Source organism: Pontimonas sp. (genome assembly GCF_031581085.1).
In the GTDB taxonomy this organism is placed as follows: Bacteria; Actinomycetota; Actinomycetes; order Actinomycetales; family Microbacteriaceae; genus Pontimonas.
Window position 1 is genome coordinate 16,188 of sequence record NZ_JAVLBO010000003.1, and the last position, 15,920, is coordinate 32,107.

General features: G+C 62.0%; 18 protein-coding genes and 1 tRNA gene. 7 read left to right on the forward strand and 12 right to left on the reverse strand.

Going from position 1 to position 15,920, the window contains the following annotated elements; translation table 11 throughout:
* The first annotated feature begins 39 nt into the window (after nucleotides 1–39).
* From xseA to RI518_RS01845, 4 genes are all read left to right on the forward strand, one after another.
* Complete coding sequence (xseA, locus tag RI518_RS01830; protein ID WP_310671873.1) at nucleotides 40–1,254, forward strand: exodeoxyribonuclease VII large subunit; 1,215 nt, start codon at nucleotides 40–42, stop codon at nucleotides 1,252–1,254.
* A gap of 9 nt (nucleotides 1,255–1,263) precedes the next feature.
* Complete coding sequence (locus RI518_RS01835) at nucleotides 1,264–1,497, forward strand: exodeoxyribonuclease VII small subunit (RefSeq protein ID WP_310671872.1); 234 nt, start codon at nucleotides 1,264–1,266, stop codon at nucleotides 1,495–1,497.
* Nucleotides 1,490–2,098, forward strand: coding sequence for a DUF4245 family protein (locus tag RI518_RS01840; protein ID WP_310671871.1), 609 nt, complete (start codon nucleotides 1,490–1,492; stop codon nucleotides 2,096–2,098). Before RI518_RS01835 ends, RI518_RS01840 begins: the two co-directional genes overlap by 8 nt.
* Before the next feature lie 116 nt (nucleotides 2,099–2,214).
* Nucleotides 2,215–3,618, forward strand: a complete 1,404-nt coding sequence (locus tag RI518_RS01845) for a class II fumarate hydratase (RefSeq protein WP_310671870.1) — start codon at nucleotides 2,215–2,217, stop codon at nucleotides 3,616–3,618.
* A 6-nt stretch (nucleotides 3,619–3,624) separates the two neighbouring features.
* Here the strand turns inward: RI518_RS01845 and RI518_RS01850 are convergent, their stop codons facing one another.
* Together RI518_RS01850 and RI518_RS01855 are read right to left on the reverse strand one after the other, a co-directional pair.
* On the reverse strand, nucleotides 3,625–4,980 hold the full coding sequence (locus tag RI518_RS01850) for a PhoH family protein (protein ID WP_310671868.1): 1,356 nt from the start codon (nucleotides 4,978–4,980) through the stop codon (nucleotides 3,625–3,627).
* 105 nt (nucleotides 4,981–5,085) lie between these two features.
* Nucleotides 5,086–5,871: an isoprenyl transferase gene (locus RI518_RS01855; protein WP_310671867.1), complete on the reverse strand. Its 786-nt coding sequence runs from the start codon at nucleotides 5,869–5,871 to the stop codon at nucleotides 5,086–5,088.
* 147 nt (nucleotides 5,872–6,018) lie between these two features.
* Here RI518_RS01855 and RI518_RS01860 point away from each other — a divergent pair, with 147 nt between their 5' ends.
* Nucleotides 6,019–6,699: a hemolysin III family protein gene (locus tag RI518_RS01860; protein ID WP_310671882.1), complete on the forward strand. Its 681-nt coding sequence runs from the start codon at nucleotides 6,019–6,021 to the stop codon at nucleotides 6,697–6,699.
* On the opposite strand, the gene RI518_RS01865 is transcribed toward RI518_RS01860, so the two are convergent.
* Nucleotides 6,674–6,985 (reverse strand): hypothetical protein, encoded by a 312-nt coding sequence (locus tag RI518_RS01865; RefSeq protein ID WP_310689205.1) that lies wholly within the window; start codon nucleotides 6,983–6,985, stop codon nucleotides 6,674–6,676. The two genes, RI518_RS01860 and RI518_RS01865, sit on opposite strands and share 26 nt — an antisense overlap.
* A gap of 56 nt (nucleotides 6,986–7,041) precedes the next feature.
* Between RI518_RS01865 and RI518_RS01870 the strand changes: the two genes are divergently transcribed.
* Nucleotides 7,042–7,521, forward strand: coding sequence for a DUF4307 domain-containing protein (locus RI518_RS01870; RefSeq protein ID WP_310689206.1), 480 nt, complete (start codon nucleotides 7,042–7,044; stop codon nucleotides 7,519–7,521).
* 65 nt (nucleotides 7,522–7,586) lie between these two features.
* Nucleotides 7,587–8,078 (forward strand): transcription elongation factor GreA, encoded by a 492-nt coding sequence (greA, locus tag RI518_RS01875; protein WP_310671864.1) that lies wholly within the window; start codon nucleotides 7,587–7,589, stop codon nucleotides 8,076–8,078.
* A gap of 32 nt (nucleotides 8,079–8,110) precedes the next feature.
* On the opposite strand, the gene ilvA is transcribed toward greA, so the two are convergent.
* The 9 genes from ilvA to RI518_RS01920 form a co-directional block, all read right to left on the reverse strand.
* Entirely contained in the window at nucleotides 8,111–9,370 is a 1,260-nt protein-coding gene (gene ilvA, locus RI518_RS01880; RefSeq protein WP_310671863.1) for a threonine ammonia-lyase, read from the reverse strand.
* Entirely contained in the window at nucleotides 9,367–10,500 is a 1,134-nt protein-coding gene (locus RI518_RS01885) for an AI-2E family transporter (protein ID WP_310689207.1), read from the reverse strand. The genes ilvA and RI518_RS01885 overlap by 4 nt, the downstream gene beginning before the upstream one ends.
* A 35-nt stretch (nucleotides 10,501–10,535) precedes the next feature.
* Nucleotides 10,536–11,423 (reverse strand): M48 family metallopeptidase, encoded by an 888-nt coding sequence (locus tag RI518_RS01890; RefSeq protein ID WP_310671861.1) that lies wholly within the window; start codon nucleotides 11,421–11,423, stop codon nucleotides 10,536–10,538.
* Between the two features lie 56 nt (nucleotides 11,424–11,479).
* Complete coding sequence (locus RI518_RS01895; RefSeq protein WP_310671880.1) at nucleotides 11,480–12,046, reverse strand: LemA family protein; 567 nt, start codon at nucleotides 12,044–12,046, stop codon at nucleotides 11,480–11,482.
* Nucleotides 12,047–12,096: 50 nt separating this feature from the next.
* Nucleotides 12,097–12,173 (reverse strand) — tRNA-Leu (locus tag RI518_RS01900).
* 12 nt (nucleotides 12,174–12,185) lie between these two features.
* On the reverse strand, nucleotides 12,186–13,559 hold the full coding sequence (locus tag RI518_RS01905) for an FAD-dependent oxidoreductase (RefSeq protein WP_310689208.1): 1,374 nt from the start codon (nucleotides 13,557–13,559) through the stop codon (nucleotides 12,186–12,188).
* A 32-nt stretch (nucleotides 13,560–13,591) separates the two neighbouring features.
* Nucleotides 13,592–14,842: a S8 family serine peptidase gene (locus tag RI518_RS01910; protein ID WP_310671859.1), complete on the reverse strand. Its 1,251-nt coding sequence runs from the start codon at nucleotides 14,840–14,842 to the stop codon at nucleotides 13,592–13,594.
* Complete coding sequence (locus tag RI518_RS01915) at nucleotides 14,818–15,318, reverse strand: DUF501 domain-containing protein (protein WP_310671858.1); 501 nt, start codon at nucleotides 15,316–15,318, stop codon at nucleotides 14,818–14,820. Before RI518_RS01915 ends, RI518_RS01910 begins: the two co-directional genes overlap by 25 nt.
* Nucleotides 15,315–15,866, reverse strand: a complete 552-nt coding sequence (locus RI518_RS01920; protein ID WP_310689209.1) for a septum formation initiator family protein — start codon at nucleotides 15,864–15,866, stop codon at nucleotides 15,315–15,317. The genes RI518_RS01915 and RI518_RS01920 overlap by 4 nt, the downstream gene beginning before the upstream one ends.
* Nucleotides 15,867–15,920: the final 54 nt, after the last annotated feature.

Genomic DNA, 15,920 nt, shown 5'->3' on the forward strand with positions numbered 1-15,920 from the left:
AGGCTGAAAAATGTCAGCGCCGTGGCCTAGCCTGGAGCGGTGAGCGCCACCGCGGGAAATGATTCGTCGCCAGAGACGCCGTGGAGCTTGCGAAAACTCTCCGAATCTCTCGACGTGTACATCAACCGTCTCGGCTCGGTCTGGATTGACGCAGAAATTACCCAGTGGGGTGTCTCCGGAGGTCACGTCTATGGCCGGGTAAAAGACCCGGAAGAAGACGTCACGGTCGACATCACCATTTGGCGCTCCACCCGCGAGAAAATCCCCGACGGTGTCGGTCACGGTGACCGTGTGCTGCTGAAGGTCAAACCCAACTGGTACGTCCGCGGCGGCAAACTCTCGATGAATGTCCTGGATATGCGACTGGCGGGACTCGGTGAACTTCTGGCGAAGATCGAAGCCCTCCGACTCGCACTCGCCGCCGAGGGACTGTTTGACCCGGAGCGCAAAAACGCCCCACCCTTTTTGCCCCGGTGCGTCGGCCTCGTGACCGCGCGCGATTCTGACGCGGAGAAAGATGTCCTCCACAACGCCACCGCGCGTTGGCCAGAAGTGCAATTCCAGGTGGAACACGCCAGTGTTCAAGGCGACCGGGCGGTGCCAGAAATCATCGCCGCCGTGGACCGCCTCGAAGCATCCGCGGTCGACGTCATCGTCATTGCCCGAGGAGGCGGCGATTTTCAACACCTCCTGCCCTTTAGCGACGAAGTACTCCTTCGCCGCGTGGCGGCGCTCGATATTCCCGTGATCAGTGCCATCGGGCACGAAGCAGACAAACCACTCCTCGATGACGTGGCCGATGTGCGCGCATCCACCCCCACCGATGCCGCCAAACGGGTTGTTCCCGACGTCGCAGAAGAGCGCCTACGGCTGACCGACGCACGCTCCCGGCTCACCCAGCGGGTGGCTAACCTCATCGACGGCGAGCGCCAGCGCCTCGACATGATGAGGCAGCGACCGGTGCTCGCAATGCCCCTCACCGTGGTCGACCGTCACGCCGAAGATGTCTTGCGTCTGGTCCAGCGCGGGGTGGACGTGACCGACACTCTGCTGAGCCTGCAAGGCTCCCGGTTGGAGTCGCTGCGGGCGAGTGTGCGGGCGCTCTCCCCCCAAGCCACCCTCGATCGCGGCTACGCCATCGTCCACAAAGCATCCGGCGAACTCGTGAGTTCGCCGCAGTCGGTGACAAAAGGTGATGCGTTGCGCCTTCGCGTCAAAGACGGCGATATCGCCGCAGAAGTGACGGACTCTTAGGATGGTCTCGTGACGACTTCCGATCATTCCGCCGAGCTCCCCGACGACATCGCCGCCCTCAGCTACGAGCAGGCTCGCGATGAACTCGTCGAAGTGGTCAGTCGCCTGGAACAAGGCCAGGTCACCTTAGAAGAATCCATTTCACTGTGGGAGCGGGGCGAAGCGCTCGCCACCCGGTGTGAACAGTGGCTCGACAACGCGAGGGAGCGCCTCGATTCGGCGAGAAAAGCCGCGGATGAGTAGTTCGGAAACACCCGAAGAGGCGAGGGCGAGAAAAGAGGAAGCCAAAAGACTTCGCCGGCAAAGACAAAACATCAGAAACCTGGTGGCCTCGATCGGCGCCTCGCTCGGCATCGTGGTCTTTTTGGTGTTGGTGGTTGCCCGGCCCGATGAAACTATTCCCCAGGCCATCGATTACGAAGCGGTCGCCAGCCAAGCCGCTCCCAGCGCCCCCGCCGAGCTGATTGTGCCCGAGCTGGATGACACCTGGTCGGCAAACCGCGCCACCATCTCGGACGAATCATTCGGGCGGATGTGGGCAATCGGGTTGTTGAGCACCACGGGCGACTATGTCGAACTCGCCCAAGTCTTTACTCCCAGTGGCGACGCGCTCACCGAAATCATTGGACCCGGTGGCAGCACATCGGAGACGACATTGGCAGGCTCTGACTCGATCACCTGGGAGGTGATCGACCGCCGTGACGTCCCCGACCCCGGTAACGCCTCCTACGCGCTCGTCGCGACGACGGAGCTCGGCTTAGTCGTGGTCTCCGGCACCACCGAAGCCGGAGTGTTGTTCATCGCCTCGGTCATCCAAGGCGACTACCCGGCAATCTGGGGCTAAATCGGGGCTATGGCGCCGGTATGCTAGCGGGCGACTGGCCGTCTTGTGCCACAGAGTAACCCAGCAGACAGGCCGCCACGCACGATGGCGCCCCACCACCCCGAGGAAGGCAACCGATGACCTCCGACGAGCACGACTTTCGCATCGAACACGACACCATGGGCGAAGTCCGGGTGCCCAAAGACGCGCTCTATCGCGCACAAACTCAGCGCGCAGTCGAGAACTTCCCCATCTCCGGACGCGGGTTAGAGCCCGGTCACATTATCGCGCTGGCGGAGGTCAAGAGGGCCGCCGCGTCGGCAAACCAGGAGTTGGGCATCCTCCCGGAGGCCATCGCCCAGGCCATCATCGGCGCCGCCGATCAGATCATCGCCGGCCAGCACCTCGAACACTTCCCGGTCGACACGTATCAGACCGGTAGTGGCACCTCGTCAAATATGAACATGAACGAAGTGTTAGCCACGATCGCCAGCCGCGAATCGAACCAGGACATTCACCCCAACGACCACGTGAATGCCTCCCAATCCTCCAACGATGTCTTTCCCACTTCGGTGCACGTCGCCGTCACCGGTTCTTTGGTCAACGACGTGGTGCCCGCACTCGAGCACCTCGCACACGCTCTTGAGGACAAAGCCCAGCAGTGGGCGACGGTGGTGAAATCTGGTCGAACACACCTCATGGACGCCACGCCAGTCACCTTTGGCCAAGAATTTCACGGCTATGCCCGCCAGGTTCGCCTCGGAATTGAACGCATCCACGCGGCCCTGCCCCGAGTGGCAGAAGTGCCCTTGGGGGGAACCGCGACGGGCACGGGAATTAACACCCCGGTGGGTTTTTCCGAGCGGGTCATTGAGTTGCTGGCAGCCCACACCCACCTGCCGCTCACCGAAGCTCTCGACCACTTTGAAGCTCAGGGGGCAAGAGACGGGTTGGTCGAAGCCTCCGGCGCGCTTCGCACCATCGCGGTGTCACTGACCAAAATCGCCAACGACGTGCGCTGGATGGGCAGTGGCCCCAATACCGGCTTAGGTGAGTTGGCCCTGCCCGATTTGCAACCCGGCAGTTCGATCATGCCCGGCAAAGTCAACCCCGTCATTCCCGAGGCGCTGCTGATGGTGTGTGCGCGGATCGTCGGAAACGACCAGACGGTCGCCTGGGCCGGGGCCAGTGGAAACTTCGAGTTGAATGTCGCCATCCCCGTGATGGCCTCGTCGCTGCTGGAATCCACTCGACTGCTCGCACACGCCTCGAGGGCTTTTGCGGATAAAACGGTGGCGGGTTTAGAGGCCAACGTCGAGCGCGCCCAAAGCCTCGCCGAATCCTCACCGTCGATTGTCACCCCGCTGAATCGCCTCATTGGCTACGAAGCCGCCGCGAAAATCGCCAAGCACGCGGTGGCGGAGAAAATCACCATCCGCGACGCGGTGATCGCCTTGGGTTTTGTGGAACGCGGCGACATCACCGAAGAACAACTCGATACATCCCTCGACGTGTTGAGGATGACCACGCCAGGGCTCTAGAGAGCCCTAGTGCTGAGGCGCTCCGCCCTCCAGCAGGTCGGTCACCAGAGCAGCGATGGGGCTTCGCTCTGAGCGCGAGAGGGTGACGTGGCCAAAGAGCGACTGGTCTTTCAGCGCTTCGATCACACTGGCCACACCATCGTGTCGACCCACCCGCAAGTTGTCGCGCTGCGCCACATCGTGGGTGAGGACCACTCGGGAGTTTTGCCCGACGCGGCTCAAGACGGTGAGCAACACGTTTCGCTCCAACGACTGGGCCTCATCGACGATGACAAACGCGTCGTGAAGCGAGCGACCGCGAATGTGGGTCAGCGGGAGGACTTCGAGGATTCCCCGCTCCATCACCTCGCTGACCACATTCGGCGACACCACGGAACCCAGCGTGTCGAAGGTGGCCTCTGCCCACGGGTTCATTTTCTCGGCCTGGTCACCCGGTAGGTAACCAAGCTCCTGACCGCCGACAGCGTAGAGGGGCCTAAAGACCATGATTTTTCGGTGCAGGTTTCTCTCGAGTACGGCTTCGAGTCCCGCACACAGCGCGAGGGCCGACTTTCCTGTGCCCGCGCGACCCCCCAGGGACACCATTCCCACACTGTTATCGAGCAGCAGGTCGATCGCGAGGCGCTGCTCTGCCGAGCGACCGTGGAGGCCAAAGAGGTCCCGGTCACCGTGAACCAAACTGATGGTTTTGCGGGCGGTGACGCGGCCGAGGGCTGATCCACGTTCACTCGACATGATCACACCGGTGTTGAGTGGTAAGTCCTCGACGAGTTCGGTTGTCAACGACTCGTTGTCGTAGAGGGCTTGGACGTCTTCGGAACCGAGAGCGATTTCTGCGAGACCCGTCCAACCCGAGTCGACAGCCAACTCCGCACGATATTCGTCGGCGGCCAAGCCGACCGAAGCGGCCTTCACCCTCATCGGCAGATCTTTTGAGACCACCGTGACGGGCACGCCTTCAGCCGCCAAATTGACGGCCACAGCCAAGATGCGCGAATCATTGTCGCCCAATTGCAAACCGCTGGGTAGCACCGACTGGTTGGAGTGGTTCAACTCAACCCGCAGTGTTCCCCCCTCTCCCACGCTGATCGGAAAATCTAAGCGCTCGTGTTGCTGGCGCAACCCATCGAGATAGCGCAGGGCTTGGCGGGCAAAGTAACCAATTTCTGGATCGTGGCGTTTGCCTTCAAGCTCTGAAATCACCACCACGGGCAGCACCACGTGGTGTTCGGCAAAGCGAAACAGCGCTGCCGGATCGCTCAGAAGGACAGAGGTATCGAGGACGAACGTCCGCTCCCTCGTATCTGATGCCGTGTTGCTGGCTGTGGTGGTGGTCGACCGAGGGTTTGCGGATGGTGTCACCGTGTCTCCTTCAGGGTGAAGCGAACGCGTTACCCAGACGCTACGTCAGCAGCCGACGGGAGGCGGAGACGACACGCGGCCTGCAGGCCGGGAAAAGGTGAACTCCTAGTGACCAAACCGTCTCGCTCGGCGCCCGTAGTCGCGCATTGCCCGCAGAAAATCGACCTCGCGCAGATCGGGACCCAGCGCTTCCACAAAATAGAACTCGCTGTGGGCGGCCTGCCAAATCATGAAATCGCTCAAGCGCTGCTCGCCAGAGGTGCGAATGACTAAATCGAGATCCGGCTGTCCCCCGGTGTAGAGGTGTTGGGTAATACTCTCCACACTGACCGTCTCGGCCAGGCCCTCCAGGTCACCACCGCTTTTGTGGTGGGCGTCGACGAGGCGGCGCACCGCTTGGGTGATTTCTTGTCTCCCGCCGTAGCCCACGGCGAGATTGACGTGCAGTCCAGAATTGTTCTCTGTTCTCGCTGCGGCCGCATCCAGTTGACCCAGGAGACCGGCGGGCAGGTCATCGCGGTGGCCGACGTGTTGGACTCGCCAGTTTCGAAAACGAGAGAGCTGGTCGGCCAGCGATTCGATGATGTCGCAGAGCGCATCCAGTTCGACTTTATCGCGGCCGTTGATGTTGTCCGTGGAGAGGAGGTAGAGGGTCACCACGTCCACACCGAGGTCATCGCACCAGGTGAGAAACTCGTGGATTTTGTCGGCGCCCGCCCGGTGACCGTGTGAGGAGGACTCCATGGCGCGCTGTTTCGCCCAACGACGGTTGCCGTCCAAGATCAGGCCGATGTGTTTCGGGTGATTTTTCCCGTCGACTTGGCCTTTGAGGCGGCGGGTGTAGAGGCTGTAGATCAACCCCAGTCCGGGAATCAGACTTCTGCGAGGCACAGGACTACCGTAGTCCTAATCACGGGGTCCCGTGAACGAAACATCACATTGTGGTGAGGCTTAGACAATTGGTCTTAGCGTGGAGGGGTGGACCCTTCACTAGACGACAGCACACCCAAGGAACCGGGTGAAGACGACCAGGCGTACCTGGCGGTCCCCCTCGTCGATGAAGCCATCGACTACCACCAGGCGGAGGTGAGACCGCGCTGGCGGGGGTGGATTCACCTGGCCACATTCCCGCTCGCGATCGCCGCCGGGATCGTGCTGGTGGCACTCGCTGAAGGAATTCCGGCGGCGATCTCCAGTGCCGTTTTCGCCGTGAGTTCACTCGCTCTCTTTGGCGTTTCGGCGGTCTACCACCGGTTCACCTGGTCGAGCCAGACCAAAGCGGTGCTGCGGCGAATCGACCACTCGAATATTTTCTTTCTGATCGCCGGAACCTACACCCCCATCGCTGTCTTGGCCCTACCTCCTGCACAGGGAGTGCTGCTGTTAGCCCTGGTCTGGTCGGGGGCCCTGCTCGGCGTCGGCCTGCGCGTGTTCTGGCTGGGCGCACCGCGCTGGATTTACGTTCCGCTGTATCTGTTACTGGGCTGGGCTGCCGTGATGTACACGCCTCAGCTGTGGGAGGCGAACCCGGCGATGATGATTCTCGTCGTCGCCGGTGGCCTGCTCTACACCCTGGGGGCCGTGGTCTATGCGACCAAGTGGCCAAACCCCTCAGCGGCCGTCTTTGGCTTTCACGAAATCTTCCACGCGTTTACCGTACTGGCGTTTTTTAGCCACTGGAGCGCGGTGTTGCTTATCGCGCTGAATCCTCCGCTGTAGACGAATCCGACGAGACTGAGCCCGTGCGCCCATCGGAGGATTCGTCGGCGTCTGTCTGCCCCGAGGCGGCTTCCCGATCGAGTCGCTCACCGATTTCTTGTCGGTAGCGCACCCGGCGCACCCGGCGGACCATGTCCATGATGAGCGCCAGCGCGGCAAGCGCGACCGTGAAGGTCACGACAAAGCCGATCACACCCGGGGTCACCGACACCGGGTCGACTTCAATGGGGGGAACGAGTCCGGAGGCGATGACCACTGCCGACCACTGCCTTTCCTGATTCAGCACGCGCCCAATCCGGCGCGATAATCTCTTGCCCACACGGTAGCGGAAGGTGGTGGGTGGTGTCCCGAGAGAACACCCAGAATGTCGACACCTCGAGCGTCGTGGCGCCCGGTACCGAAAGTGACACCGCCGAAGGCAATGCCACGAAGGACCTTCTCGCCGAGCGCTACGGACACACGGACACCGACCGGCGAAACCAGCGCTACTGGGCAATCGCGGGCGTCACCGGTGTCACCGTGGTGTTGCTGGCCTGGTTGGGCTGGGCCGGGGTGGGCCAGCCCGGTTCGCAGTTTGAAACCCGCGATTTGGGCTACGACCTGATCAGTGAGCGAGAAGTCAGCGTGCGTTTTGAGGTCTCGACCACTCCGGGCACTGAGCTGTCTTGCGCGGTCCAAGCGCTAAACGCCCAGTACGGCATCGTGGGCTGGAAGGTGGTGGATATTCCTCCGGCCGAGGTGCGCACCCGGGTGTTCAACCAACCGCTTCGCACCAGCGAACCGGCCGTGACAGGCTTGCTCTACGAGTGTTGGTTGACGTAGTCTGAATCAATCTCAACCGGCGTCCACATGGGGCCGGTTGTTAGCTATTTAAGGGGGATTGACCCGTGGCGAACTCATCGGAGCACACCGTTTGGCTGACCCAGGAAGCCTACGACCGGCTTGCCCTCGAGTTGGAACAACTCTCGACGGCGGGCCGCGCCGAGATTTCCAAACGCATCGAAATTGCCCGAGAAGAGGGTGACTTGAAAGAAAACGGTGGCTACCACGCCGCCAAAGACGAACAGGCAAAAATCGAATCGCGTATTCGCAACCTGACCGACATGCTGAAAAATGCCCACGTCGGCGATGTCCCCGAGAGCTCCGGAGTGGTCGAACCGGGCACTGTCGTCACCGCCCACATTCACGGCGATGAAGAAAAATTCCTGCTGGGCTCGCGAGAGCTGGCCGGTGACACCGACCTCGATGTCTACAGCGAGCAAAGCCCGCTCGGTGAGGCCATCATCGGGCTCAAAGTCGGCGACTCCAGTACCTACACCGCTCCGAGCGGGGCCGAAATTGCCGTGGAAATTATCGAAGTGGAGACCTTCCGCCCCTAGTAACCGAGAGCTGACGGCTGGCCCCCGACACGCTAGAAATCGATCCGCGGCTCGTATCCTTCACGGCGCAGAGCTTCTAAGACTTGCTCGGCGTGTTCGGGCCCACGCGTTTCGATGTGCAATTCGAGTTCGACCTGACTGATCTGCAGGCCGCTACCGTGACGGGTGTGGAGCACTTCCACGACGTTGGCGTTTTCATCCGCCACAATCTCGGACGTCCTCGCCAACTGGCCGGGCCGGTCGGGAAGCGGAATGCGCATCTTCATGTACCGCCCGGAGCTCGCCAAACCTCGGCTAATCACCCGCTCCAGGATCATCGGGTCGATATTTCCGCCGCTCAAAATCACCGCGGTGGGACCCGTCGCGGTCACCAAGCCGCTCATCACCGCCGCGACGGCGACCGCTCCCGCGGGTTCGACCACCATTTTTGCCCGTTCCATGAGGACCAAAATGGCGCGAGCTGTTTCATCGTCGTCGACGGTGACGACCTCGTCGACGGTGTGTTTGATGATGTCAAAATTCAATACACCGGGCTTCGATACCGCGATTCCGTCAGAAATGGTCGGTTGAACAGCCACTTCCACGATTTCCCCGGCATCCATCGACAGCGGGTACGGGGCGGCGCTTGCGGCCTGAACCCCGATGACTTTGATGTCCCGGCCGGCTAAGGCCGCCCTCTGCTTCAGCACACTGGCCACACCCGACATCAGCCCACCGCCACCGATGGGCACCACGACCGTTTCCACTTCGGGAAACTGGTCGAGAATTTCGAGGCCGACCGTCCCCTGACCGGCGACCACATCGTGGTGATCGAAGGGCGGAATGCGCACAGCGCCGGTTTGTTTCGCAAATTCGCTGGCGGCCCGAAGCGGGCCGATCATGGTGTCTCCGGTGAGAACCACCTCCGCGCCGTAGGCGCGGGTGGCTTGGAGTTTGGGCAGTGCCACCCCGGTGGGGGTGAAGATGGTCGCTTTAATCCCCAACTCTTTGGCGGCAAAGGCGACCCCCTGAGCGTGGTTTCCCGCACTGGCCGCCACTACCCCCCGAGCGCGCTCTTCCTCGCTGAGCTTCGACATCCGGTTGAACGCGCCGCGGATTTTGTAGGAACCGGTGCGCTGCAGATTTTCACACTTCATCATCACGGGAACCCCGAGTAGTTGCTCGAGGTAGCGTGAGACCTCCATGGGGGTCACTTGCGCCACCGCCGAGACGGTGGCGCGAGCCGCCTCAAAATCGTTCAGGTCGGGGCCGGGGATTGTCACCGCGGCCGTGTGTTGATTGACGACGGTCATGCGTTCACACTCGCCGTTTTCGCGGCCGACCACTTGGCGGCCTCAGGGTCGCCCACCCACTCGGAGCGCGAGAGGTAGCTAATGAAGACGTTGAGGTAGGCCACGACCGGGACCGCGAAGAGCACACCGGGAATTCCGGCGAGGAACCCACCGGCAGCGACGGCGAGGACGACGGCCAAGGGGTGGACTTTCACGGCAGCTCCCATCACGAGGGGTTGGAGCACTTGACTCTCCAACTGTTGCACAGCCAACACGATAATCACCATGATCAGTGCGGCGACGGGCCCCGCATAGACCAGCGCGATAAACGCGGCGATTGCCCCGGTGACAAAGGCCCCAATGATGGGCACAAAGCCACCCAGGAATACGGCGACGGCAATGGGGAGAACGAGGGGAAGACCGAGGAAGAACGCGCCCAGGCCAATACCCAGTGCGTCGACGGCGGCCACAAAAATTTGCACGTTCACAAACTTTGTCAGCGTCGCCCAGCCCTTGGAACTGGCTCCCGCCACGGGACCGCGGGCGTCGGTGGGGAGAAGCCCCACCACCCAACGCCAAATGCGCGCACCATCGTGGACGAAGAAAATCAGAGCGAAGAACGCAATACCCACACCCACCAGTACGGAGCCGACCGAACTGGTCACCGAGAGCGCTCCGGAGAGCACCCAGGCGGTGTTCCACTCCATGTCGATGAGGAAAGAATCAAACCACTGAGTGAGTTGGGCTTCGGTGACACCCAGGGGGGATTCCAACAAAAACGCGATGAAATCGTCGTAGGCCTGGATGCTTCGTCTCTGCAGGGACGCGAAGTCGCGGGTGATTTCGTCCACGACCAGCCACACCAGGGCACCTACTGCGGCAAACAGTGTCACCAGCGTGCTCAGTGTCGCCAACCACCCCGGAAAACCGATACGCCGCAGCTGCTTCGCCAGTGGTGTCGCGAGCACCGCCAACAACACGGCGATGAGCAGCGGCACCACCAGGAAGCTCAACTGGATGATGAGCAACAGGGCGACGGCCAAGGCCCCCACAATGGCGACAAAACGCCACGACCAGGCGGCAGCGATCTGCACACCGGGCGGCACGACCGGTTTTTCCCGGTCGGCGCGAAGCTTCCGTGGCAAGGGCATGAGCAACAGTCTAGATTGCCAGTGCGCCCACAGGCCTAAAAGCGGGCCCGATTGTCCATCAAACGCTTAATCCGCTCGGGAATGGGGGGATGGGTTTGGAACATTCGGTCGATGACTCCCGGCTGGACGGGGTCGGCCATCCAGAGGTGGGCCATCGAGGCCTGTTGGCGTTTGAGTGGGCGGCCGTATTCGCCCAGTTTGTGCAGCGCGCTGGCCAATCCGTCCGGGTGTCTCGTCGTCAATGCTCCGGTCGCATCCGCCAAATATTCGCGTTGGCGAGATACGGCGGCCTGAATGAGTCCCGCTAACAGCGGGGCAATAATCATGGCCAAAATTCCCACGATGAGCAGGATCGGGTGGGCGCCACCGCCGCTGCGCCGCATGCCCCCAAAAAAAGCCATTCGAGCGAGGAAATCGGCCAGCAGACCCACCACCACCACCAGACCAAAGACAATCGTGGTCACCCGAATGTCGAGGTTTTTCACGTGCGCCATCTCGTGGGCCATCACACCCTCTAACTCGGTGTCATCCATCAGCTCTAACAGCCCGGTTGTGGTGGCCACCGCGGCGTGTTCGGGGTCGCGACCGGTCGCAAAAGCGTTAGGGGCCGGATCGTTCACGATGTAGACCTTCGGGGTGGGAAGACCCATCGTGATCGCCAAGTTTTCGACAATGCGGTAGAGCCGGGGGTTATCGCGTTTCTGAATTTCTTGCGCCCCGGCCAGCGCTAACGCCTGTTTACCCGCCTGGTAGTACTGGATGACGACGTAGATCAGCGCACCGGCGAGCACCGCCCAGAAAATCACCCCGGAGCCGTCACCAAACATGGCCGCGGCGAGAAATCCGAGGGCGGCGAGAATGAGGACAAAGCCCGCCATGATCACATACGTGTTGCGCTTATTCGCCGCAATCGCCCGATACATCGGCCCGCCCTACCCTCTGTCACCCTCGCGGTGATGGTGGTTGCTTCGTGACACCGCTAGAACTGGATACGCGGGGACTCGGCGATCGCTTCGGGGTTGGCCACTTCGAAGAAGTCCCGCTCACCGAAGCCCAAGTTGGTGGCAAAAATATTGTTCGGGAACAGTTGAATTCGAGTGTTCAGCTCCCGCACTCCACCGTTATAAAACCGCCTCGCGCTTTGGATTTTGTCCTCGGTGTCGACCAGTTCACCCTGCAACTGCAGAAAGTTCTGGCTCGCCTGGAGCTGCGGGTAGGCTTCCGCGACCGCGAAGATGCTCTTCAAGGCGTCCTGCATCATGTTTTCCGCCTGGGCAGCCTCGGCGGGCGACTGGGCAGAAATCGTCTGAGCCCTGGCCTTCGTGACGTTTTCGAAAACTGCGCTTTCGTGGGTGGCGTAACCCTTCACCGTATCGACCAGGTTCGGAATCAAATCCGCCCGGCGCTTCAGCTGCACGGTGATGTCGCTCCAGGCTTCGTCGACTCGAACATTCAACGTCACCAAGCCGTTGTAGGTCGACCACAGGTAGATGCCGATGGCAACGACCAGTACAACCAGAATCCCGACAATAATCAGAGCGTCCATAACGTCGAGCATAGTGAGAAGAACTGAACGTTCACCAGCCCGAGTCGTGCTGGTGCCCCGGCGGGGACTCGAACCCCGACTGGGACGATTTTAAGTCGCCTGCCTCTGCCGATTGGGCTACCGGGGCCCGAATTCCAGTCTAGTTGGCGGAGACTTTCGCCTTGGACGCGCGCTTTTTCGCCGTGGCTGCCGCCGCCGGGGTGGGGCGCGCGGCGAACTCCTCAAAGAATTCGCGGGGCTTTTGGACTGCCCGAATACTGGCCACATCCCGACCCCAGAACAACTGCAGCAACCAGTCCGAGACGACTCGGACTTTTCTCTCCCACATCGGCATCGCCAGGCCGTGGTATCCGCGGTGGGCTAAGAAACCGAGGAAGCCCTTGACCGAAATCTTTCCGACCTGCAGGACACCGACACCGACACCGAGACCCGCCACGGCGCCCAGGTTTGCGTGGACATAGTCTTTGGGTTCTTCACCGCGCAACACGGCGGTGAGGTTTTTCGCGAGGTGCTTACCCTGTCGCACGGCGTGCTGGGCGTTGGGCACGCAGTATCCGCCCACGCCACCGCCGGTGAGATCGGGGACCGCGGCGACATCACCCGAGGTCCACATTCCCTCCACAATGCCGTTGTCGTCGACCACCCGGAGATCGGCTTGAGCCCGAACGCGCCCGCGCTCTTCGAGGGGAACACCGGAGCCACCGAGCATCGAGTGGGCTTTCACTCCCGCGGTCCAGACGATCAGGTTGGTCTGAAGTGACTGGCCGGTGGAGAGTTCGATTCGACCATCCACGGCGCTGACCAACTGGGTATTGAGGTGAATGTGTGCTTCGCGCTTCTCCAAATTGTCGATCACCCAGTGGCTGGCCTTCAGCGACACCTCGGGCAGGATCCGATCCATCGCCTCGATGAGGTGGAAATGGGTATCCGAAATGGTGATCTCCGGGAAGCGTCTCAGCAGATCGCTGACGAGGCCCCGCAATTCCGCGAAGGTTTCGATTCCCGCGAAACCGCCACCCACCACGACGACGGTGAGGAGTCGGTCGCGCTCTGGTCCCGGAGGCATGTGGGCGGCGATGTGCATGTTGTCGATGAGGCGGTCGCGCACCGCCACTGCCTCTTCGACCGTCTTCATTCCGATTGCCACATCGGCGACTCCGGGAATCGGGAACGTCCGGGTCACCGCGCCCGCGGTGACCACGACGTGGTCGTAGTCGACCGTGAAGGGCTCACCAAACTCCGGAGTCACGGTGACCTGCTTATTGGCGTGGTCGATTCCGGTCACCCGCGCGGTGATCACCCGGGTGCGCTTCAAGTGACGCCGGTGGGGCACGACCACGTGTCGGGCCTCAATGGAGCCTGCCGCCACCTCGGGCAAGAACGGCTGGTAGGTCATATACGGCAGTGGGTCGATGAGGGTGACCGACGCTTCACCTTTTCGAAGCTCGCGTTCGAGCTTGAATGCGGAATAGAAACCGGCATAACCGCCACCGATGATCACAATGTTGGGCACAATAAAAACTCTCCGACGAAGGGGCTACCCCCCTAATCTAGCGGCTCTGTCCGGACACGCAGTACAGAAAATGTGGCGGCGATGGCAACAATGGCCACCAGCGCGAGGCCACCGCCCACCATCAGCAGCGGAATCTCCCGAGTAAGGCCGGCCTCGGGTGTTGCGGTGACCGGTTGACTCTTGGCCGCATCGGGCGCCTCGGGAGTGGCCACAGGGCCTAGCGGGTAGACCACCTGCTCGTCGTTTCCTCGTCGATAAATCTGCACCCATTCGTCGATGGTTCCCAGCGGATTCGACTGGACCAGTGGAACATCGCCCGCCACCGCGTCATAGGCGTCGATGAGCCCAAACCCATACAGCGGGTCGGGAATAGTGGGCGTGACCGGTCTGGCGGTGGCAAGAATCCGGTTGACCACGTTGGCCGCATCGAGCTCGGGATGCGCCGCGCGGACCAGAGCCGCAATGCCCGACACAATCGGGGTTGCTCCACTCGTTCCCGCCCACAGCGCATAGCCCTCACCGGGGAGCGCACCCACCAAGTTTTCACTGGGGGCCATCACACCAATCGTGATGCCCTGGCTGGAGGCCCGAGCGCTAGCCACACCCGCTCGGTCCACTCCCCCGACCGTTAAGACTCCCGGCATGGTGGCGGGCGCGCCGACGACTTCGGTGCCCGCCGAGCGATTTCCCGCCGCGGCCACCACGACGACGTCATTGTCTTCGGCATAACCAAACGCCCGGTCCCAGCTCACGGGCCATTCCCTCGTGTTTCTCGTGAGCGACAGTGAGATGACATCGGCGCCGTTATCGACCGCCCAGATCACCGCCTCGGCAATCTGCTCGTCGGCGGGGATTATTGTGTTGCCAAAACTCATCGAGACGCTCAGTACCGAAGCCCCCGGAGCGCTTCCGATCACCCCGTCGCCTCCGTCGTGTCCTCGGCCGGCGGCGAGACTCGCCACCATGGTCCCGTGCGCGGGGGACGAGCCCACCGGTGTTTGACCGTCCGGACTGCCGATACCGGACACATCGGTCCCGCCCACGACGGCTCCCCGAAGATCTTCGTGGTTGCCGTCCACACCGGTGTCGATGATGGCAATCGTCACCCCGGCTCCGCGGGTGATACTCCACGCTTCGCTGATGCGAAATTCTTCGAGCCAGTATTGCCGCTCGCGCACTTCATCGGCGTGCGCGACTGAGGCGCTCATTGCGAGGGGCAGCGCGAGCGCGCCCATGAGGACACCCGCGAGGGCGCGGGTCACGCGTCGTGTGAGCACTGACACACCTCCAGACTCCACTGCGTATCGGCCAGGGCCCAGTCGCCGACCGGGTTCACCCCGGGGCCCTCCGCGAGGGAATGGGCGATCAGGGCGTGCAGGCATTTGACGCGCTCGGGCATACCCCCGGCACTGATTCCCTCGATTTCGGGGACAGTGCCCAACTGGGCACGGGTGTGGAGAAAATCGTTGTGCGCCCTGTGATACTGCGCGCGGGCTTGAGCGTCTTCTCGCAGTCGGGCCTCATAGTCGGCCATTCGCCCCGCCGCCTCCAGTCGCGACGCCTCTTTTGTTCCCGAGGGCAGCGACAGGTAGTAGAGCGTGGGAAAAGGCGTGTGGTCATCGACGCGGGGAAGAGTCACCACCACAGCCGGTGCCCCACAGGAACACCGCGCGGCAATAGCGTGTAGGCCACGCATCGGTCGGCCCAGTTGACGCGCAAGCTGACGGTGATCATCAACACTGGGTTCCTCCCACGTCATTCGCCCAGTCCTTGCGGGGCCTGCTCTGGGCCGGATTGCGGCCCAGGAATAAGCGGCTCGACTCCCGGCTCGGGCTCTTGAAAGACGTCTCCAACGGGTGTCGCATTCGTGGTGGCGGCGACCAGATAACTGGCAAATAGGGCTTCCCGCCAGTCGCCCGAGGCCACTTGAATTTCGTCGCTCACGGCCACGCTCTCGCCGTCGACTTCCCCCGGGAGGTCATCGAGAACCAGGTAGGTAATGTCACCGGGGTAGACAAACATGAGTCGGGAGCGCGCCTGGGTTTCCACAAAAGCGCGGTCACTCCAGCGCTCCAGTTGGTCTTCCAAGGCCACCACTTCCCGGTCGGTTTCTTCCAGGTCTGCGCGTAGCTGTGCGATGTGTTGACGCTGTTCGGCGAGGACTTGCAGTGACGGTGAGAGCACCACTACGGCGGTGACGATGAGCACTAACAGTGTCGCGGTGAACCCCGACGCCTGCAGTGAGACGGTCAGTGAGCGCGACTTTGTCGACGCACTCCGCGTCTTCTTCGTCTTGTCACCAGCCACATCGACAGTGTAGGTCGGTCGACTGACTACCCTTCGGGCATCAGCCGGTGGGTC